17 protein-coding genes and 2 pseudogenes are annotated in these 21,009 nt (G+C 37.4%); 11 read left to right on the top strand and 8 right to left on the bottom strand.

Features of this window, described 5'->3' with window-relative positions; genetic code table 11:
* Positions 1-10 precede the first annotated feature (10 nt).
* The 3 genes from BCER98_RS17600 to BCER98_RS17590 all read left to right on the top strand — a co-directional run bounded on the left by BCER98_RS17600 (position 11) and on the right by BCER98_RS17590 (position 5,028).
* Complete coding sequence (locus BCER98_RS17600; protein ID WP_041810097.1) at positions 11-1,045, top strand: GlgC family sugar phosphate nucleotidyltransferase; 1,035 nt, start codon at positions 11-13, stop codon at positions 1,043-1,045.
* 126 nt (positions 1,046-1,171) lie between these two features.
* The gene (glgA, locus tag BCER98_RS17595) at positions 1,172-2,608 is read left to right on the top strand and encodes a glycogen synthase GlgA (RefSeq protein WP_012095957.1); all 1,437 of its coding nucleotides are present in this window, start codon (positions 1,172-1,174) and stop codon (positions 2,606-2,608) included.
* A gap of 11 nt (positions 2,609-2,619) precedes the next feature.
* Positions 2,620-5,028, top strand: a complete 2,409-nt coding sequence (locus BCER98_RS17590) for a glycogen/starch/alpha-glucan phosphorylase (RefSeq protein ID WP_012095955.1) — start codon at positions 2,620-2,622, stop codon at positions 5,026-5,028.
* Positions 5,029-5,337: 309 nt separating this feature from the next.
* Here BCER98_RS17590 and BCER98_RS17585 read toward each other — a convergent pair whose 3' ends face one another.
* Together BCER98_RS17585 and BCER98_RS22785 are read right to left on the bottom strand one after the other, a co-directional pair.
* Entirely contained in the window at positions 5,338-6,060 is a 723-nt protein-coding gene (locus BCER98_RS17585) for a lipase family protein (protein ID WP_012095953.1), read from the bottom strand.
* 151 nt (positions 6,061-6,211) lie between these two features.
* Positions 6,212-6,977: pseudogene (locus BCER98_RS22785) on the bottom strand (TIGR00266 family protein).
* A gap of 316 nt (positions 6,978-7,293) precedes the next feature.
* On the opposite strand from BCER98_RS22785, the gene cspD reads away from it, so the two are divergent.
* A complete protein-coding gene (gene cspD, locus BCER98_RS17575) occupies positions 7,294-7,494 on the top strand; it encodes a cold-shock protein CspD (protein ID WP_012095952.1) in 201 nt (66 codons plus the stop codon).
* Positions 7,495-7,539: 45 nt separating this feature from the next.
* Here cspD and BCER98_RS17570 read toward each other — a convergent pair whose 3' ends face one another.
* Positions 7,540-8,271, bottom strand: coding sequence for a yteA family sporulation protein (locus BCER98_RS17570; protein WP_012095951.1), 732 nt, complete (start codon positions 8,269-8,271; stop codon positions 7,540-7,542).
* Between the two features lie 156 nt (positions 8,272-8,427).
* The gene (locus BCER98_RS17565) at positions 8,428-9,381 is read right to left on the bottom strand and encodes a 1,4-dihydroxy-2-naphthoate polyprenyltransferase (protein ID WP_012095950.1); all 954 of its coding nucleotides are present in this window, start codon (positions 9,379-9,381) and stop codon (positions 8,428-8,430) included.
* A gap of 193 nt (positions 9,382-9,574) precedes the next feature.
* On the opposite strand from BCER98_RS17565, the gene BCER98_RS17560 reads away from it, so the two are divergent.
* The 7 genes from BCER98_RS17560 (at position 9,575) to BCER98_RS21430 (ending at position 17,451) form a co-directional block, all read left to right on the top strand.
* The gene (locus BCER98_RS17560) at positions 9,575-10,969 is read left to right on the top strand and encodes an isochorismate synthase (RefSeq protein ID WP_012095948.1); all 1,395 of its coding nucleotides are present in this window, start codon (positions 9,575-9,577) and stop codon (positions 10,967-10,969) included.
* Positions 10,966-12,720 carry a 2-succinyl-5-enolpyruvyl-6-hydroxy-3-cyclohexene-1-carboxylic-acid synthase gene (gene menD / locus BCER98_RS17555; protein WP_012095947.1) on the top strand — a complete coding sequence of 585 codons (1,755 nt, stop codon included), beginning with the start codon at positions 10,966-10,968 and terminating at the stop codon, positions 12,718-12,720. Before BCER98_RS17560 ends, menD begins: the two co-directional genes overlap by 4 nt.
* Positions 12,717-13,529, top strand: a complete 813-nt coding sequence (gene menH, locus BCER98_RS17550; protein ID WP_012095946.1) for a 2-succinyl-6-hydroxy-2,4-cyclohexadiene-1-carboxylate synthase — start codon at positions 12,717-12,719, stop codon at positions 13,527-13,529. Before menD ends, menH begins: the two co-directional genes overlap by 4 nt.
* Before the next feature lie 61 nt (positions 13,530-13,590).
* Positions 13,591-14,409, top strand: coding sequence for a 1,4-dihydroxy-2-naphthoyl-CoA synthase (menB, locus tag BCER98_RS17545; protein ID WP_012095945.1), 819 nt, complete (start codon positions 13,591-13,593; stop codon positions 14,407-14,409).
* 148 nt (positions 14,410-14,557) lie between these two features.
* Complete coding sequence (locus BCER98_RS17540) at positions 14,558-16,003, top strand: o-succinylbenzoate--CoA ligase (protein ID WP_012095944.1); 1,446 nt, start codon at positions 14,558-14,560, stop codon at positions 16,001-16,003.
* Positions 16,004-17,110 (top strand): o-succinylbenzoate synthase, encoded by a 1,107-nt coding sequence (gene menC, locus BCER98_RS17535; RefSeq protein WP_012095943.1) that lies wholly within the window; start codon positions 16,004-16,006, stop codon positions 17,108-17,110.
* A 173-nt stretch (positions 17,111-17,283) separates the two neighbouring features.
* Positions 17,284-17,451 carry a YjcZ family sporulation protein gene (locus tag BCER98_RS21430; RefSeq protein ID WP_081428408.1) on the top strand — a complete coding sequence of 56 codons (168 nt, stop codon included), beginning with the start codon at positions 17,284-17,286 and terminating at the stop codon, positions 17,449-17,451.
* A gap of 45 nt (positions 17,452-17,496) precedes the next feature.
* Here BCER98_RS21430 and BCER98_RS17530 read toward each other — a convergent pair.
* The 4 genes and pseudogenes from BCER98_RS17530 to BCER98_RS17515 all read right to left on the bottom strand — a co-directional run.
* A pseudogene (locus BCER98_RS17530) lies at positions 17,497-17,934 on the bottom strand (ABC transporter permease); the annotation flags it as partial.
* Positions 17,935-17,947: 13 nt separating this feature from the next.
* Complete coding sequence (locus BCER98_RS22285; RefSeq protein WP_041810093.1) at positions 17,948-18,253, bottom strand: FtsX-like permease family protein; 306 nt, start codon at positions 18,251-18,253, stop codon at positions 17,948-17,950.
* Positions 18,250-19,002, bottom strand: coding sequence for an ABC transporter ATP-binding protein (locus BCER98_RS17520; RefSeq protein ID WP_012095942.1), 753 nt, complete (start codon positions 19,000-19,002; stop codon positions 18,250-18,252). Before BCER98_RS17520 ends, BCER98_RS22285 begins: the two co-directional genes overlap by 4 nt.
* 21 nt (positions 19,003-19,023) lie before the next feature.
* Positions 19,024-20,994 (bottom strand): FtsX-like permease family protein, encoded by a 1,971-nt coding sequence (locus BCER98_RS17515; protein WP_012095941.1) that lies wholly within the window; start codon positions 20,992-20,994, stop codon positions 19,024-19,026.
* Positions 20,995-21,009: the final 15 nt, after the last annotated feature.

The raw sequence follows: 21,009 nt of genomic DNA, 5'->3' as shown, positions 1-21,009 counted from the left end.
GATGAGATGGATGGGAGAAACAATGTTAGGAATTATTAATGCAACAGGAAGTTTTCCTTCTTTAAGGAATGTGACAGGACATCGTTCGCTTGCAGCATTACCGTTTGGAGGACGTTATCGTCTGATTGATTTTATGCTTTCTAATATGGTTCATTCCCATATCCATAGTGTAGCGATTTTTACAAGTCATAAAAATCGTTCCTTAATGGATCATCTCGGATCAGGGAAACAATGGGATTTAGATAGAAAACGTGACGGCCTATTTTTATTTCCCCCGAATTGCCAATGTGATCAAGAGGAATTTGGGTCTTTTGCACATTTTCGGAGACATATTGATTATTTTCTGCGCAGTAGACAAGAATATGTGGTGATTACAAATAGTCATCTTGTTACGTCTTTCAATTTTCAAGCAGTGTTAAAGAGGCATATACATATAGGGGCAGATATTACTGAAGTATGCCACGAAGGTATTTCTTTGCAAACTTACGTGCTGAAGAAACAGCTATTAGTAGATTTATTTGAGACATATAAAGGTAAAGAACATTATAGTTTATTTGATGTAGTGAAAGAGAAACGAGGAAAATCATTATATATAGCCACATATGAGCATACCGGATATGTCGCGATCATTGATTCAATTGAAAGTTATTATAAACATAGTTTAGAAATTTTACAGCCTGCTATTTGGAAACAATTATTCACAAAGGAGGCTCCAATCTTTACGAAAGTAAAAGATGAACCGCCAACACGGTATTTAAAGGGAGCGAAAGTGAAAAATACAATGATTGCAAATGGCAGTATGATTGAAGGAGAAATTACGAATAGTGTCGTATTTCGTTCTGTAAAGATTGGAAAAGGTTCAATCATTCGTAATAGTATTATTATGCAAAAGAGTCAGATTGGAGATAACTGTATATTAGATGGGGTTATTATCGATAAGGATGTTAAAATCGAGGATGGTGTAATATTAACAGGGGCGTCTGGTTCTCCACTTGTTGTGGAGAAGGGACAAATAAGAAGTCAAACAATGAAGAGCTATTCGTAAATAGTCTGGAAGTAAATCCCTATGAAATAGGGATTTACTTGCTCATAAAGAATGGAATGAAAATGTGAAGGGAGGAAGCTGCTAGAAGAGCGGAATCAATAGATGCTTTTTGGCAGTGGATAACACGTGAATATTTTATTTGCAGTATCAGAATGTGTACCGTTTATTAAATCGGGAGGATTAGCAGATGTTGCAGGGGCGCTCCCAAAAGAATTAAAGAAGCTTGGAGTAAATGTTCGGATTATGCTTCCAAATTATAGTCTCATCCCTGCAAACTTGCGAGAATCTTTCAAACTTCATAAAGTGATTCATGTGCCGCTTGGATGGCGAAATCAATATTGCGGTATTTTAAAAGGGGAACAAGACGGGATTACGTATTATTTAATCGATAACGAATACTATTTTAAAAGAGATTCTCTCTATGGACATTACGATGATGGAGAGCGATTTTCTTTCTTTTCAAAAGCCATATTAGAAAGTATTCCATATCTTGATTTTGAAGTAGATCTTATTCATAGTCATGATTGGCATACTGCGATGGTCAATTTTTTACTTCATGAAAAATATAAAGATAACCCGTTATATGAAAAAATCAAAACAGTGTATACCATTCATAACTTACAATTCCAAGGGGTGTTTCCGCGGGAAGTGATACATGATTTATTAGAGCTTGGTGATGAATATTTCAATAGTGAACAGCTTGAGTTTTATGGGAATATTAATTTTATGAAAGGCGGCATTATTGCAGCGGACCATATTACAACAGTTAGTTCGACGTATAAGGAAGAGATTCAATATGAATTTTTTGGTGAAAAGTTAGATGGTTTATTGCGTAAATATAATGATAAATTAAGCGGCATTGTAAATGGAATTGATACGAGTGTATATAATCCACGTCTAGATTCTTATATTACAGCCACATATGATGTGGATACTTTATATGCCAAACGGGAAAATAAATGGGCATTACAGCATTATTTCGGTTTACCAGAAAAAGAGAATACACCGATTATTTCAATGGTAACACGTCTGACAAAGCAAAAAGGTCTGGATTTAGTACGCGCTGTTTTTCAAGAAATCATGCAAGAAGATGTGCAGTGTATTATTTTAGGATCAGGAGATTCAGAATATGAGCAATTTTTTGAGTGGATGGCGTATGAATATTCAGAAAAGGTAAAGGTGTATATCGGATTTAATGAAGAATTAGCACATCAAGTATATGCAGGCAGTGATTTATTTTTAATGCCTTCGTTATTCGAACCATGTGGACTTGGACAACTTATTGCATTGACATATGGTGTTATTCCAATTGTGCGGGAGACGGGGGGATTAAATGATACTGTAAAGTCGTATCATGTGGAGACGAAATCTGGGAATGGTTTTACGTTTACAAACTTTAATGCACATGACATGTTGTATACAGTGAGGCGTGCACTGCGGTACTACGAGGATCCAGCAGTATGGAATCAGCTTGTTAAGCAAGCGATGACAGAAGACCATAGCTGGAAAACATCAGCTCTTGCCTATAAGGATTTATATAATCGTTTGCTGAAACTTTCTTAGGTGGTGAAAACATGTTTACTCATGTGGAAAGCTTTAAGGCAGCGTTTTTAGAAAAACTAGAAACGATGTACGGAAAAAGTTTCAAGGAGTCTACAAGTCGAGATCAATATAATACACTTGGTCACATGGTACGTGAGTATATGAATCAGCAATGGATTGCGACGAATGAAAAATATCGAACAGCAAATCAAAAGCAAGTGTACTATTTGTCCATTGAATTTCTTCTTGGACGCTTACTTGGAAGTAATATGCTTAATCTAGGTATCCGTAATATATGTGAACAAGGACTTAAGGAACTTGGTATTTCATTAAAGGAGTTAGAGGAAAGCGAAGCAGATGCAGGGTTAGGAAATGGAGGATTAGGACGCCTTGCCGCTTGTTTTCTTGATTCATTAGCATCGTTAAATCTTCCAGGACATGGATGTGGCATCAGGTATAAGCATGGTTTATTTGACCAAAAAATTGTTGATGGTTATCAAGTGGAATTACCAGAACAATGGCTTCTTCATGAGAATGTGTGGGAAGTGAGAAGGTATGATCAAGCGGTAGAAGTGAGTTATTTTGGACATGTAGAGCCGATAAAACAAAATGGTCGTCTCGAGTTTCGACATACAGGTGCTGAAGTGATTATGGCTGTTCCTTACGATGTTCCAGTCGTAGGGTATGAAACGGATACAGTAAATACACTGCGGCTTTGGAATGCAGAGCCAGTTCCGTTTCCACAACATTGTAAAGATGTTTTAAAGTATAAGCGTGATACTGAGGTTGTCTCAGAATTTTTATATCCCGATGATACTCATGATGAGGGAAAAATATTACGGTTGAAACAGCAATATTTTTTAGTATCAGCAAGCTTACAAAACATTATTCGTATGCATAGGGAACGCAATGGAACGCTCCAGAATTTGCATGAAAAAATTGCAATTCATATTAATGATACGCATCCCGTTTTAGCAATTCCAGAGCTTATGCGTATATTGTTAGATGAGGAGAAGCTTTCTTGGGAAGAGGCCTGGTATATTACAACACATACTATTTCTTATACAAATCATACTACATTATCAGAGGCGCTTGAGAAATGGCCCGTTCATATTTTTAAGCCACTATTACCACGGATTTATATGATTATTGAAGAAATTAATGAGCGTTTTTGTCACGAGCTTTGGGAGCGATATCCATATGAATGGAAGCGGATTGAAGATATGGCGATTATTGCGCATGATCTTGTCAAGATGGCTCATTTGGCGATTGTTGGAAGTTATAGTATAAACGGTGTAGCTAAAATTCATACGGAAATTTTAAAACGGCGTGAAATGCGTTTGTTTTATGAATTTTATCCAGAGAAGTTTAATAATAAGACAAATGGGATTACACATCGGCGCTGGCTTATGAAAGCAAATCCAGAGCTGACTACCCTTATTTCAGAAGTGATTGGAACAGGATGGAAAAAAGAACCGATTCGGTTAGAAGCATTACAAAGCTTTAAAAATAATACTGTTTTTCAAGAAAAATTACATGCGGTTAAGCAGAAGCGTAAAAATATTTTGGCAGAACGTATTCAAAATAAAATGGGGATTCTTATTGATCCACATTCTATTTTTGATGTGCAAGTGAAACGATTACACGCATATAAAAGGCAGCTTTTAAACGTATTACATATTTTATATCTATATAATCGTTTAAAGGAAGATTCTAGTTTTTCATTTTATCCGCGCACATTTATATTTGGAGCAAAAGCATCACCAGGTTATTACTATGCAAAAAAGATTATTAAATTAATAAATGAACTTGCTAGAAAAGTAAATGATGACCCTTATGTTAGTCAATATATGAAAGTTATTTTTCTAGAAAACTATCGGGTTTCCTTAGCAGAAGACATATTTCCAGCAGCAGATGTAAGTGAACAAATTTCTACGGCGAGTAAAGAAGCATCAGGAACAGGAAATATGAAGTTTATGATGAATGGTGCGATTACAATCGGAACATTAGATGGTGCCAACATTGAGATAAGAGATCGTGTTGGTGATGAGGCGTGCTTTATTTTTGGGTTAACAGCAGAAGAGGTACTTCATTATTACCAAAATGGTGGATATCGTGCGAACGATTATTATCATCATAACAGGCATATTAAAAAGGTAGTTAATCAGTTAACAAATGGCTTCTTTGCAAAAGCTGGAGCAGAGTTCGAAGTGATTTACGACTCTCTTATCATCCAAAATGATGAATATTTTGTTCTTCGTGATTTTAGCCCGTATGCTGAAAGACAAGAAGAGGTTGGAAAAGCGTATGAAAATAGAAGAAAATGGCTTGAAATGTCGATTATGAATATTGCACAATCAGGACATTTTGCAAGTGATCGTACCATTTTACAGTATAGTAAAGAGATTTGGGGAATAGGAGATCAAGTAAAACAATCATAAGAAGTGTATGATACTTGTACTTTACTATTTAAGTGCATTTTAATCGTTTGATTCGTTCTTATAAATGATAAATAAAACCAGCTTTAGAGTTACAAAGCTGGTTTTGTATTGTTTACTATGGAATATAATATACCAGTACCACTATATTCCTCTGTAGCAAAATATGAGAATGTAAAGAAACCTGTAACAACAAAAATGAAGATTAGAAAAAGTGCGAAGAAATATTTAACCATGCGTAATCCCCTCATCCCAAAGTAGTTGCATATATTATTATAATATACTGACTTCTCATTTCCAATTATCACCTAGTTAGAAATGAGAAGTCAGACAAGTTTTGTATGTCGTGATAGAGTGGTTATGTGTAATAGATTTTGTATTTTTAGTAAATGTCATATTGTGATGAACATGTGTATATTCCCAATCTTGTTCATTAAAATGTACTTTTCGTGGGGGAAGAAGAGGGACTACATCAAATAAATTTACGAATCGAAAGCTGCTAGCCACTTGTAATTTATAGTAGTTGCGAAAAGCTATATCACCAACTTTTGGTGAGGCAAAGCTATAGAGACCATACTGGGAAAAAGCGGTGTTCATGCGCGCATCTAATATGTGTAGTGTAGCAAGTGCTGCTCCTAGACTATGCCCTGTAGCGAGAAGTTTTTTATGTGCCGGTAAGGAAACAAGCATATCCATAATAGTATCGCGGCAAGATTCATAAGTAGACAAGAAACCATGATGAACATTTCCACTATTTAGTGCATAGGGATATGGTTTTTGATGGACAAGTGAGTCTGTAATCCAATCTGTTTCTGTTTGTGTCCCTCGGAATGCCACGATAATCGTATCCTCAGATTCTATTATGAAGCCGAACCATTCTGTCGTTTGAAGCGCTTTCGCTTGAATGCCTTGTACATATTGAAACCCGTCAGGTATTTTGAAAATGCCATTATATTTATATTGCTCATATGCTAGCTCACAGCAAGAGGCTAACAATATAGCAGTATCTTTGTCGAAGGATAAAGGAGCTCGCATGTAAGAAGCCCTCCTTAAGAAGAAGTATAATTCAATATATGAGTGGGAGAGGTAAATCATTCTTTGCGTGCTTTAAGGTAAGGTGAAACTTTCATCAGTGTGTTTTTTTTATCCCACTGACTATGACCCCTCACTAATCGGGCTCTTATGTTTACTTTTTTCCATCTAAAAGTCGTCCTATTCCACTTAAAACGCTACCTTCACCGCTAGTTTGAACTGCAGGGCTTTCAATTCTAAGTGTTAAGGATTGAATCCAAACTGTTCCTAAGCCTTCTAGTGTTGTGAAGAATAGACCTTCTCCACCAAATAGTGCTGTTTTTACGTTACCAACAAATTCAATATCATAATGAATATCTTTTGTCATTGCAACAAGGCAACCTGTATCAATACGTAATCTTTTGCCAGGCTGTAACTCTCGCTTATAGATCGTACCTCTTGCATGCATGAAAGCTAGGCCATCACCTTCAAGTTTTTGCATGAGGAAACCTTCACCACCGAAGAAACCGCTTCCTAGTTTTTTGTAAACTTAATTCCGGTGGAAACGCCTTTCGCTGTACAAAGAAACGCATCTTTTTGATAAATTATTTTCCCTTGATATTCTGTTAAATCGACAGGGACAATTTTTTCCGGATATAGTGCAGCAAATGATACGTGACGCTTACCATGACCAGTATTGGTAAATACAGTCATGAACATGCTTTTTCCTGCAATAAGACGTTTACTAGCGCCCATTAGTTTGTCGAATAAATCGGGAGAAGGACCGGAACCATCACCGAAAATTGTTTCCATTTCAATATGATCTTTCAGCATTATCATTGCACTAGCTTTTGCAATGACGCTTTTTTTGGAGCTAATTCAATTGCTACAAACTGCATATCATCGCCGTATAGTTTAAACTCAATTTCATGAGACCTCATTCTTTTCACCTCTGTAATGGATAGTACTATTGCACAAAAAAATAAGGCGATAATAAAAATTGGGAGTTTACAGAAAATACATATGCGCACGGAGCAATCTGCTGCGTAATGTAGAAAAAAGTTTGAGAATGAAAGTGTTGTCATTTGACGTTTTCGGTATAGCGTGATATAGTGAAATCACTATTGAGCTACATAATGTGGTACGGAAATAAAGCACGTGGAATTCTAGCTTTACGCTTGTTATGCATTCATGTCCTTTATATCCACCTTTTCATGTGGATTCATAGTTTCATTTTTAATTAGGAGGTACATGAACATGCAAACTGGTAAAGTTAAATGGTTTAACAGCGAAAAAGGTTTCGGTTTTATCGAAGTTGAAGGTGGAGACGATGTATTCGTTCACTTCTCAGCGATCCAAAGCGAAGGCTTCAAAACTTTAGAAGAAGGTCAAGAAGTATCTTTCGAAATCGTTGAAGGTAACCGTGGACCACAAGCTGCTAACGTTACAAAAAACTAATTAGCTAGCGAAGAAAAGCATTCCGACTCTCGGAATGCTTTTTTATTATTCTTTAAAGTGCGATTCATTAATAGATAATTCCCCTTTAAAAGTACGCTCTTCAAAATCATCCAGCATCTGTTCATATTCTTCATGTTCTTCTGTCGCAAAAATTTGTGGGTTTTTCCCATGTATATCTGTTCCGATGAAATTTTCGAAATCCTCAACATATCCGACGTGTTCTTCACCATTGATATACATTTCATTATAGTTTTTGGAATCTCGCCTTTCTAAATCAGCAGGTGTTTCGGATGTTCCATAATTGGCGACATCTTGCCAAGCATCTTCCGCGTCGTATTGGACAGAACGATCTTTGTCGTGTCTACTAAATGACGGTTTTAGAATTTCTTCTTCAACTGGCCGTGTTCTTGTATTGAATTGATTTGTTGTGTGCTCGATGCATGCTGTGGCAGTAGGCATTGCTTCTAGCCTTTCAAGCGGAATAGGTTCGCCCGAAACTTCGCAAATACCATATGTGCCTGCTTCGATTTTTTCTAAAGCATGCTTTGTATCTTGGAGCTGTTTGTTCCAAAATTCAATGAGCCCAAAATCTTTTTCACGTTCATACAATTCTGTTGCCATATCCCCTGGATGATTATCATAAGCGGATAGTTCGCCAACTGATTCCCGCTCAGAAGCACGATCTTCATTTTCATGATTTTGCAACGTTTGTTCTAATTCTTGTTTTTGCTTTTCTAATATGGCTCTAAAATGATTGATTTGTTGTGGAGTTAACATCGTATCCACCTTCCTACAATTCGGTTTCCTTATGTAGTATGAGCCTTGCATGTAGGAATTATGAGGTGGATTTTTATGTTGAAATTTGTCGGTTGGTCGATAAGTGGTGTCGAATCGCCGATAAATAAAAAATGAGCCGCATAAGCAGCTCATTTTTTATAAGAAATATCCAAGTAGCAATCCAATTCCCATTAAGAAACCGAAAATTGTATTTGTTTTCGCTGTTGCTACCATTGCCGGTACCATTTCCATTGGAATGCTCTTTCCAATAAAGCCTTTTGTTGCTTTAAATGCTTTCGGGACACTTAAGAATACAATGAGCATCCATGGAGATACGATTCCAACGATGATAAGTGCAACTGTCCAAATGTAAGAAACGATAAACATCGAAGCAAGAACACCAATTGCTTTTTCACGTCCCACGATAATTGCTAATGTGTTACGACCGTTTTCTTTATCTCCATCTAAATCGCGAATATTGTTTGAAAGTAAAATAGCACCAATTAATATTGCATTTGGGATAGATAAGAGAACAACTTCTGATGTTACAGTTCCAGTTTGAATAAAGAATGAAATTCCAATAATAATAACGCCCATAAATAATCCAGCTGTTAATTCCCCAAATGGTGTGTACGCAATTGGAAGTGGACCACCTGTATAAAGGTAGGCAACAGCCATACAAATAAGGCCGATTGCTGCAAGCCACCAGCTAGAATTCATGCAAATGTAAACGCCTAATAGAATGGAAATACCAAAAAATCCAAAGGCTAAGTTCAATACAGTTTTTGGTTTAATACCGTCGCGGACAATCGCTCCGCCAATCCCAACTGAACCTTCATGATCCAATCCTCTTTTGTAATCAAAGTATTCATTAAACATGTTTGTTGCTGCTTGAATGAGAAGACAAGCAAGAAGCATGATAAAGAAAAGAGGAAGGTGTATTTGATTTATACCGCCGACTTGCATTGCATAAGCTGTTCCAATAAAAACAGGAACAAACGCAGCAGTTAATGTATGAGGACGCAATAAACTCCACCAAATGCGCCAACCTGTCTGTTTCTTCGGTTTTGGCGCCATAGGAGAGGAATTCGTTTCGACTTTCATTTCCATTTTGATTCCTCCTTGGTCACATAATGTACACACTTAAGTGTAGAAAAAAGCATTATATAGTGTCAACGTTTATTTTTTAGGAAGAGCAGACGAATTTCTCAGAAATGCTAATCGTTGACATGACTTTCGTTTGAGGTGTATCTTAAAATCAAGCGTATTTATGACTATTTTTCGCCCATAGGGGGGAGACTTTGTGATTCAAACGAAACAAAAAGACTTGCAAGAAGTACTCACTACAGCGATTGAAAAGAGTACAAATGAACAGACATTGGTTAGTTTTGTAAAACAAATAGATTGGATAGATCCGTTGCTGTTTTATGCGGCAGGAAAAAGGATTGCATCCGAGCATAGATGTTATTTTGCAGATCCAGCAGAGCGCGTTATATTTGCGGGGATTGGTTCTGTTTTCAACATAGTAAACTCTTCAAATGCACGCTTTCAAGATGCTCGTCAGCAGTGGAACAGAGTACAAGAGAAGGCGGTTATTCAAAGAGAAGCGTATGAATTTGGGACAGGTCCGCTTTTATTTGGCGGTTTTTCATTTGATCCAGAAAAGGAACAAACGGAGCTTTGGAAGGAATTTAAAGATACAACATTTTCATTGCCAGCCTTTTTATTAACAGTAAAAAACGAAAAAGCATGGCTTACGATAAATACTTTTGTTTCGGCTAAAGATTCTGCGGATAAGAAATATGAAGAAATTTCTTCTTTAGAGGAAAGAATTTTACAAGAAAGTGAATATCCGCTTGAAGAATCGCGATTAACGGTTACTTCTAAAGTGGAAGTAGACCCGCAAGGATGGATGCATGCAATTGAAAAAGTACAAGAGGAAATGAGAAAGGGAAACATACAGAAAGTGGTATTAGCGCGAGAACTTAAATTAGAAATAGACCAACAAATTGATTCTGCTCGCGTGCTAGAAGCACTTCGTATTGGACAGCCGGATTGCTATGTATTTTCTTTTGATTATAAAGGAGCGTGCTTCTTAGGAGCGACACCGGAACGATTAATCCGTAAAGAAGGGAATAAGTTCACTTCTATGTGCCTTGCTGGATCAATTGGGCAGGGGAATTCTATAGAAGAGAGTCAAAAAAATGGCGAAATGCTCCTTCATGATGAAAAGAATTTAGTAGAGCATGGTTATGTAGTAAATATGATCCGTAGTGTATTACAGGAACATTGCGAATTTGTTAATATTCCAGAGAGTCCAGGATTATTAACAACGAAAAATTTAATTCATTTATATACACCTGTTGAAGCGGAGGGGGATGCTTCCCTTTTAACATTGGTAGAAGAATTGCATCCAACGCCAGCTCTTGGTGGCACACCTCGTCACGTAGCGATGAAATTAATTCGTGATGTTGAATTATTAGATAGAGGATTGTACGGGGCACCAATCGGTTGGATGGATGAGCAAGGGAACGGAGAATTTGCAGTGGCATTGCGCTGTGGATTATTAAATGGTGAAAAGGCATCCTTATTTGCGGGCTGTGGCATTGTAATGGATTCTGTCCCACAGCTTGAATATGAAGAGACAAGTTTGAAGTTTAGACCGATGCTTGGTGCTTTGGAGGAATTGATGAAATGAATAATCATATAGAAGCATTATCATATTATTTAGGCGCGTTTGTTGACGAACTAGCGCGTCTAAATGTATGTGATGTTGTCATTAGTCCAGGCTCGCGATCAACACCGCTAGCCTTATTAATGGAGCAGCATGAACAAATAAAAACATATTTACACGTAGATGAACGATCCGCGGCCTTTTTCGCGCTCGGTATGGCGAAAGCGAAAAAACAGCCTGTGGCGATATTATGTACGTCGGGAACAGCCGCAGCAAATTATTATCCAGCTGTTTGTGAAGCGTATCATGCAAGAGTACCCCTACTCGTTTTAACTGCAGATAGACCGCATGAATTGAGAGATGTAGGAGCACCGCAGGCAATGAATCAATTCAATTTATACGGCTCATTTGTGAAACAATTTATGGAAATGGCACTTCCAGAAGCGAGAGAGCCAATGTATCAATATGTTCGCATGGCAGCTGGACGTGCTGTGGCAAGTGCATCTTTTGCACCAATGGGACCTGTCCATATGAACTTCCCACTTCGCGAACCACTTATTCCAGACTTTTCGTTAGATGGATTGTGGGAACAAGGGTGCGGAGAATATACGAATAGGGTTCAACAAGGAAGCATGACGCTAACGAGTGAATATATCCGTTCTCTTATAAAGCGCCTTTCACGTCTAGAAAAGGGGCTTATTGTTTGTGGAGACGATAGTCACCTAGAGCTTGTAGAAGTGATTGCGGAGTTTGCGGAGAAAACAGGATACCCAGTTTTAGCGGACCCACTTTCAAATCTTCGGACTGGAAGCCATAATCAAACAATGATTATCGATTGCTATGATACCTTTTTGCGAAATGAATTATTAAAAGATACGTGGAAGCCAGATATCATCATCCGTTTTGGTGGTATGCCTGTATCAAAAGCATTAACGCAATATATAAAAAAACAAGAGAGTGCTGTTCATATCATTGTAGATGAATCTGGAAAGTGGCGAGACCCAGCTTTAATGACAACAGAAGTTGTTTCTGCAAGCGATGTGGCATTTTGCAAAGCGATGACAGAACATATGCAAAAACGAGAACAGAATGACTGGTTCAAAAAATGGAAACATATAAACGATAAAACAAAGGAAACACTTCGTGAAGTTGAAGCATATGATACTGCTTTTGAAGGAAAAGTGATTACAGATATTGTTCGTATATTACCAGAAGGTGCGACATTATTTGTAAGTAACAGTATGCCAATTCGTGATGCAGATACATTTTTATTTACAAACGAGAAAAAAATACATGTGATGGCCAATCGTGGTGTGAATGGTATTGATGGAATTATTTCCACTGCATTAGGAGCAAGCACTGTTTGTGAACCACTTGTATTAGTAATTGGTGATTTATCATTTTATCATGATTTAAATGGTCTTTTAGCAGCGAAATTACATGATTTAAATATAACTATTGTTGTTGTGAATAATGATGGTGGAGGTATTTTTTCATTCTTACCACAATATGAGTCAAAAGAGCATTTTGAATCGCTATTTGGAACACCGCTTGGTCTTGATTATGAGCATGTTGTAAAGATGTACGGTGGTTCATTTGTTCGCGTAAGTGGCTGGGAAGCATTTCGTGAGGAAGTACAAAAAGGAATAATAGAAAGAGGATTACATGTTGTGGAAATTTGTACGAATCGAGAAGAAAATGTACAGTTGCATCGTAAATTGTGGGCAAAATCCGTAATAGAAATCAAAGACATGTTGCAAGGTGACACGGAATGAAAGTAACACTAGAAGGTGTGGCGTATGAATATGAAGTGGCTGGAAGTGGGGAGGCATTATTGCTCCTTCATGGTTTTACAGGAAGCATGGAAACATGGCGGTCATTTCTTCCTTTATGGAGCAAACAGTTTCAAGTGATCACTGTTGATATTGTAGGACATGGGAAAACGGAAAGCCCTGAAAGCCTAGTTCATTATGATATTCAAAATGTGGCGGTGCAGATGACAAAGTTGCTCGATCACTTGCAAATTGAAAAGGCGCATATACTTGGATATTCAATGGGCGGAAGACTTGCCATTACAATGTCGTGTTTGTATCCGGAGCGCGTAAAATCACTTATATTAGAAAACTGTACAGCTGGGCTCGAAACAGAGGCGGACAGAAAAGCACGCCGCATGAAGGATGAACAATTGGCAGAGCGAATTGAATTAGAAGGAATCGAAGTCTTCGTAAATCATTGGGAAAACATACCTTTATTTGCAACGCAAAAAACATTGCCACAAGCCATAAAGCAGGCAGTAAGAAAAGAGCGGCTCGCAAATCATCCGAGGGGACTTGCAAATAGTTTAAGAGGTATGGGGACAGGCGCTCAGCCTTCTTGGTGGAATGAGCTGGCAGGACTGAAGATGCCTGTTCTGTTACTAAGTGGAGAGTATGACAAAAAGTTTTTTTTAATCTTAAAAAATATGCAAAAACGCATCCGAAACGCGAAATTTGTCAAAATTGATAAAGCAGGCCATGCAATTCATGTGGAACAACCGCAAAAGTTTGGTACAATAGTAGAGGGATTTTTAAAAACCATACGGTGATGCTTTCTTTTTTTAGAGAAAGTTGAACTTATATTAGCACAACAAAAAGGAGGTAAGAGTAATGGCTATCGAATGGATAAAAGAAGGCAATTACGAAGATATTATTTATTCCACATACAATGGTATCGCAAAGATTTCGATTAATCGCCCTGAAGTACATAACGCATTCCGTCCTGAAACGGTAATGGAGTTAATCGATGCTTTTGCACATGCGCGTGATGATGAAAATATCGGCGTTATCATTTTAACTGGTGAAGGTGGACGTGCATTCTGTTCTGGCGGCGACCAAAAAGTTCGCGGTCATGGTGGATATGTAGGAGGAGACAAAATTCCTCGATTAAACGTATTAGACTTACAACGTTTAATCCGTGCAATTCCGAAACCAGTTATCGCAATGGTAGCAGGTTATGCAATTGGTGGTGGACACGTACTTCATATTGTATGTGATTTAACAATTGCGGCAGACAACGCAGTATTTGGACAAACTGGTCCGAAAGTAGGAAGCTTTGATGGTGGATACGGTGCTGGTTATTTAGCTCGCATGGTAGGTCATAAGAAAGCTCGTGAAATTTGGTATTTATGTCGCCAATATAACGCACAAGAAGCGCTTGATATGGGCTTAATTAATACAGTTGTACCACTAGATCAATTAGAAGAAGAAACAGTAAAATGGGCAGAAGAAATTTTAGAAAAGAGCCCAATGGCATTACGTTTCTTAAAAGCTGCATTCAACGCAGACACGGACGGCCTAGCTGGTATTCAACAACTAGCGGGAGACGCAACGTTATTGTATTACACAACTGACGAAGCAAAAGAAGGTCGTGACGCGTTCAAAGAAAAACGCCGTCCAGACTTCGGACAATTCCCTCGTTTCCCTTGATCAAAAGCGGAATCGAATGTCTATCCCTGACGGCTAATGTTCTTTCGCATGAAGAGTAATTTTTACTTTCCCATGCGGAAGTAGCTCGTTCAGAATAAGAGACTTGATACACATCAAGTCTCTTTCTTTCATGGAAGGAGAATTGGAAATGGAGACAATGCCCAATTGGCTAATGCAACGTGCATTTTTAACACCGGATCGCATCGCAATTGAAACAAAAGAGGAGAAAATTACTTTCTTCGCATTACATGAAAAAGTAGTATCTGTTTGTGAAAACCTTGCTTACTTACAAATAAAAAAAGGTCAAAAAGTGGCTGTTCTGATGAAAAATGGTATGGAAATGATTGCAGTGATTCATGCACTATCTTATATAGGAGCTATAGCTGTATTACTAAATACACGTCTTTCAAGAGAAGAGCTACTTTGGCAAATGGAAGATGCTGAAGTGATTTGCTTATTAACTGATCAAATATTTGAACCAGAGCAGGTGCCTGTCTACACATTTGAGGAAGTGGAGAACGGACCAAAGCAGTCTGTGGTGATTCAAGAGGAATTTTCTTTAGCAGAGGCAATGACAATCATTTATACATCTGGAACAACGGGCAAGCCAAAAGGAGTTATTTTAACATATGGGAACCATTGGGCAAGTGCTGTGGGTTCTTCGCTGAATTTAGGGCTTCGCGATGATGATTGTTGGTTAGCATGTATGCCAATGTTTCATGTAGGCGGATTATCTCTTTTAATGAAAAACATTATGTACGGTATGCGAGTATTGTTAGTTCCCAAATATGACCCAGATTTTATTCATCAAGCCATTCAAACAAAAGGGGTAACCATTATATCAGTTGTTGCAAAGATGTTGACAGATTTGTTAGAGAGACTGGGAAATGAAACATATCCAAGCTCTTTACGCTGCATGTTATTAGGCGGAGGACCGGCACCAAAGCCCCTTTTAGAAGCATGTGTACAAAAAGGAATTCCAGTATATCAAACATATGGAATGACAGAAACATCTTCACAAATTTGTACGCTTTCTGCTGATTATATGTTAACGAAAGTTGGTTCTGCAGGGAAACCTCTTTTCCCATGTCAACTTCGCATTGAGAAGGACGGTAAGGTTATGCCTGCAAATGTAGAAGGAGAAATTGTTGTGAAAGGTCCTAACGTCACACGAGGATATTTTAAGCGTGAAGATGCAACGCGTGAAACAATTGTAGATGGTTGGCTTCATACTGGTGATCTTGGTTATGTAGACGACGAAGGATTTTTATATGTATTAGATCGTCGCAGTGATTTAATTATTTCAGGTGGCGAAAACATTTATCCTGCGCAAATTGAAGAGGTATTACTTTCTCATCCGCTCGTTTTAGAAGCAGGTGTCGTTGGAAAATCTGATGAAACATGGGGACAAGTACCTGTTGCATTTGTTGTAAAAGCGGGGCAGGTTACCGAGGAAGAAATGATTCATTTTTGCGAAGAGAAATTGGCAAAGTATAAGGTGCCAAAAGCGGTTTATTTTTTACATGAGTTACCGCGTAATGCTTCAAAAAAATTATTAAGACGTGAACTAAGGCAGCTTTTGGAGGAGAAATAAATGAGAATTAACAAGGCAACGCTCTATGTAACAGAAATGCCGCTTGTTATTCCTTTTGCTGCGAGTTATGGCACATATGAAAGACGGGAAAGCATTGTAGTTGAATTGGAGGATACGGACGGATATATCGGGTTTGGAGAAGTTGTCGCCTTTTCAGAACCGTGGTATACGGAAGAAACAATCACAACAGCACTTCATATGCTTCGAGATTTTTTATTGCCAGATTTGCTAAAGCTTGAAATTATGCACCCAGATGAAATTCCTAGTCTCTTTCAACATATAAAACGGAACCATATGGCGAAAGCAGGAATAGAAGGGGCTGTATGGGACTTATATGCGAAACGTCATAATCAGTCATTAGCAACTTTACTTGGGGGAACACAGCCAGAAATTGAAGTAGGGGTTGTAGTCGGGTTAGATACAGTTCCCAATATGTTGAAACGAATTGAAACGTACGCAGAAGAAGGGTATCAGCGCTTTAAAGTGAAAATTAAGCCGGAACTTGATTATGAATTGCTAAAGGAAATACGAAGAGTTTTTCCAAAGATACCACTTATGGCAGATGCGAATTCTGCGTATACGTTAGCGGATATTGAGCGGTTAAAAAGGCTGGATGAATTTCAATTAATGATGATTGAGCAGCCGTTAGCGGATAACGATTTTTTGGATCACGCCAAGCTTCAAAAACAAATGGAAACCCCCATTTGTTTAGATGAAAGTATTCATAGCTTGGAAGATGCAAGAGTAGCAATTACACTTGGAAGTTGTCGCATTATGAATATTAAGCCGGGCCGAGTGGGAGGACTTACGGAATCCATTCAAATTCATGATTATTGTAGGAATCATAACATTCCAGTTTGGTGCGGCGGTATGGTTGAAATGGGAATTTCACGCGCACAAAATATTGCATTAGCATCGCTTCCAAACTTTACGATTCCAGGAGATATTTCTGCTTCTAATAGACATTGGGAGAAGGATATTATTTTGCCAGAAGTAACGCTTCAGAATGGAAAAGTGATTGTTCCGAAAGCTACTGGGCTTGGATATGCTGTGAACCGCGAGAGATTAGAGGAAATAACAAAGCAACATATTATATATAAGAGATAAAAAAAGGATTCATATAGCGGATCCTCTTTTTCTTTGTACATAAGAGCACAAGCCCGTTTTTGTGCCAAACAAGCTTCCCATTTGCCCCAAAAACATAATATAAATTGAATCCCCTCATTTAGAGCAAGATTGGAGATCTTGTTACGAATGATAGTAAAGGAGGAATAGAGCAAATGAGTGAAAAGTGCGATAACAGACATGGGCATGGACATCATGGTTGCGGAGGCGGCTTTGCGCTTTTAATTGTATTGTTTATTCTGTTAATTATTATCGGAGCTAGCTGCTTCGGCGGTGGCTACGGCGGCTATTGCGGATATGGCGGATATGGTTACGGCTGCTAACAAAAACTATTAAAAATAGCCTTGTGTGTGACGCACAAGGCTATTTTATTCATAATCTAATAGGATGTGATAATTTTTGCATAGAGAGAGAAGTAAAAAGAAAAAGAGAATTTCAACCGATCCAAAAATCGTTAGCACAACTGTGATTTCAGCAGATAAGGATAAGCCTAATATATCTTGCAGCATCTTTGTTGCAAAAAATGTATGAATAGAAGCCATAATATATGGAACAAAGAATAAGATGGCAAGCTGAATGGTAACAGATTGTTTCATCTCGTATTCTGTTAAACCGATTTTGGTAATGGTAATATATTTTTCATGTTCAGTTGCTAAATCGGTGTACATACGGAAATAAAGAACACTTCCAGCACCGATGAAAAAGATTACACCAAGGAATGTACCAATTAAGAAAAAAGAGGCAACTCCTAATTGATACAGTGAATTGCTGGTCTCAGTAGCATGAAATGGAGGATGCTCCGTCTGAACGGATTCGAGATCATGCTGAACGTTTTTCATGTATGAATTGTTTTTGTGATGTTCCTAAAACAGTTAAGATGCCAAATTGTTTCTTGCGTACTTTTAAAAAGGTACCAATAGAATATAGCAAAAAGAAAAAGGAGAGGAAGAGAATGACAACTTCGGAAGTAGCTATCAAGATGTTAAGGGCTTGATTGAGTTCACTATTTTTAAGTTTAGGATGAAATAAATACACAGCAAAGGAAAATGCACTACTTACAAAGTAAGCAAAATAAGCTCTCGAATTGCGCGTTACATTTTTAAATGCAAATTGCAAAAACGTCATCCGCGTCTTCCGCCAAGCAATGCTAATACATCTAATATTTCTTGATAGAACTTCTCACGATACAATCCGCGATGTAATTCATTATAAAGCTCTCCATCTTTAATGAAGATAACGCGATTGCAATAACTTGCGGCAAAAGGATCATGCGTTACCATTAAAATCGTAGCATTCTCTTCTTTATTGAGTTTTGTAAACAATTCCATAACATCGATGGCTGCTTTTGAATCTAGGTTTCCCGTCGGTTCATCTGCAAGTAGAAGAGATGGATGATGAATGACCGCACGAGCTACTGCAGTTCGCTGGGCTTGTCCACCAGAAACCTCAAAAATTCGTTTATCTAAAATATGATCAATTCCAAGTTTCTTTGAGATACTATCAAGTTTTTCATCCATTTCTTTTAAAGGAACATTGTCTAGCGTTAATGGTAAGACAATATTTTCTCCAATTGTTAATGTGTCTAAAAGATTAAAGTTTTGAAAGACAAACCCTAGTTCTTGACGGCGGAATACAGCAAGCTTTTCACGCCGGAACGTATGCGGCTGTTTGCCATTAATAAATACTTCACCAGCAGTAGGAGAATCAATCGTTGAAATTACATTTAAGAAAGTGGACTTTCCACTCCCAGAAGGCCCCATAATGGCAACAAACTCTCCTTTATCTACATGTAAATTAATATTTTTTAAAGCAGTATGAGGGACCTTACCCTCATACACTTTTGAGACATTTTTTATATGCAATACTTCTTCCATAAGAATTCACCTTTCTATTTTTTAAAGCTTAATGTGCTGCGATAACTTTTGTATATACAAGGAACGAATTAAGAAGAAAAAGAGAATCTCGACCATTCCAAATATAATGAGAACAACTGTAACTTCAGTAAATAATGATAAGTTTATCACTTCTTGTAGCATTTTCGTTGCAAACATTGTATGGATGGAAGCCATAATATAAGGAACAAAAAACAAGATAGCAAGTTGAATCGTAGCCGATTGCTGCATCTCTAATTCGGTTAGACCAATTTTGGTAATGGTAATATACTTTTCATGTTCATTTGCTAAATCGGTGTACATACGGAAATAAAGAACACTTCCAGCTCCGATAAAGAAAATGACACCAAGGAACGTACCAATTAAGAAGAAGGAAGCAGCACCTAATTTAATTTGATATAATGTATCACTTGCTTCTTCCATCATATATAAAGGCTCTTCCGATGCAATACTTTTTCGATCTGCCGTTAATTTATCAAGGTATTCCCTAGCGATTACGTGTGTCCTTTCCCAATCTTGTACAGCAAAGTTATATAGTGTCATATGCTTCATATGGCTGGATAATGCATGGACAGTATCATCAGATAAAATTAGTAATTGTGATGTTAATCCAGTCGGTATTACACTGAATGTTTCATATCCTTTTATTTGTAATGTAAGTGAAGCCTGGGACAGCGTAATGTTTGTTTGCTTGAGATCTTTTTGCAGAGGGCTCAATACATTTTGATAACCATGCCCAGGTAGTACATATGTTTCATTGTCTTTTACAAAAAGGTGTTTCAAGCCTAAAGCATCTGCCAGTTTATTATAATCACTTTCCTTTAGTACATATGCAGTTCGGTCGTATGAGATGGTTTCGTCTTTTTGCAATGAAATTTCATATAGATCAGTTTTCAATTTTTTATAGGAAAACTGTTCTTCACTAAGTCGTTTTTCTAGCCAATTCATATGCTGTGAGGCAAATGGATTGGCATCATATGAAATATAAGTGAAAGGAAATGGCTTATTGTTTGCTACATCAAATTTCATAAATTTTCCTAATCCATATATGAATGTAATCATTGTAAATGCAAGGGCGGAGAGCATTGCTACAATAAAGAGCATATTAATATTGGTTCGAATACGACTTGCTAAATCAGAAATCCACAGCATATTAATCCGTTTCATATAAAATTTTCTTTGTCTTTTTAATATACGAATCAGCAGGAAACTAATTTGAGAAAAGAAAAGGTATGTTCCAATCGTAACGAGTGCTGGAATAACAAAAACGCTAGAAGCAATGTATATGGTTCCGATTTCTAAGCCGAGTGATAGAAAGTATTTTGGATTGCCAGCTAATATATATCCTAAAAGTAAACAAGTAATACCAAAAAGAGAAATAAATATAGAAGGCTTACGTTCCTTCTGCTTCATATTCCCTTCTTTTAGTAAGCGTACTGCTTTTCTTGTTCGAATAAGCATAGGAGTAAAAGTTGAGACAACAATAAAGAGACCAAGAAAGATTGTTATAGTTAAAATAATCGCACCAGTGGGCCAATATAAGTATAGACCAGATGCGTGTGTGATTTTGGCTGTTACAAGCAAGAAAAATTGTGAAAAAACGAGTCCGAATTGTATCCCAAAAAAGATAGACAATCCTCCAATTAACATATTTTCCATAAATATAAGACGCTTTAATTGTCTTTGTGAGATCCCTAAGACGGTTAAAATACCAAACTGTTTTTTGCGCACTTTTAAAAAAGTACCGATGGAATAAAGCAGGAATAAAAATGAGAAACCGACAATAATCACTTCTGATAAAATCATTAAGCTTGTTACGGCATCTGATGTACTCATATTTTGTAATCGAGGATGAAATAAATACACTGCAAATGAAAAGAAAGTGGCAATGGAAAACGCACTACTTACAAAATAAGCGAAATAAGCTCTTGAGTTACGTGTTACATTTTTTAATGCGAATTGCCAAAATGTCATGCTGTATGCCTCCTT

This window comes from Bacillus cytotoxicus NVH 391-98 (assembly GCF_000017425.1).
Taxonomy (GTDB): Bacteria; Bacillota; Bacilli; order Bacillales; family Bacillaceae_G; genus Bacillus_A; species Bacillus_A cytotoxicus.
Note: the sequence above shows the minus strand (reverse complement) of the source record. Positions and strands in the feature narration are given on the sequence as shown.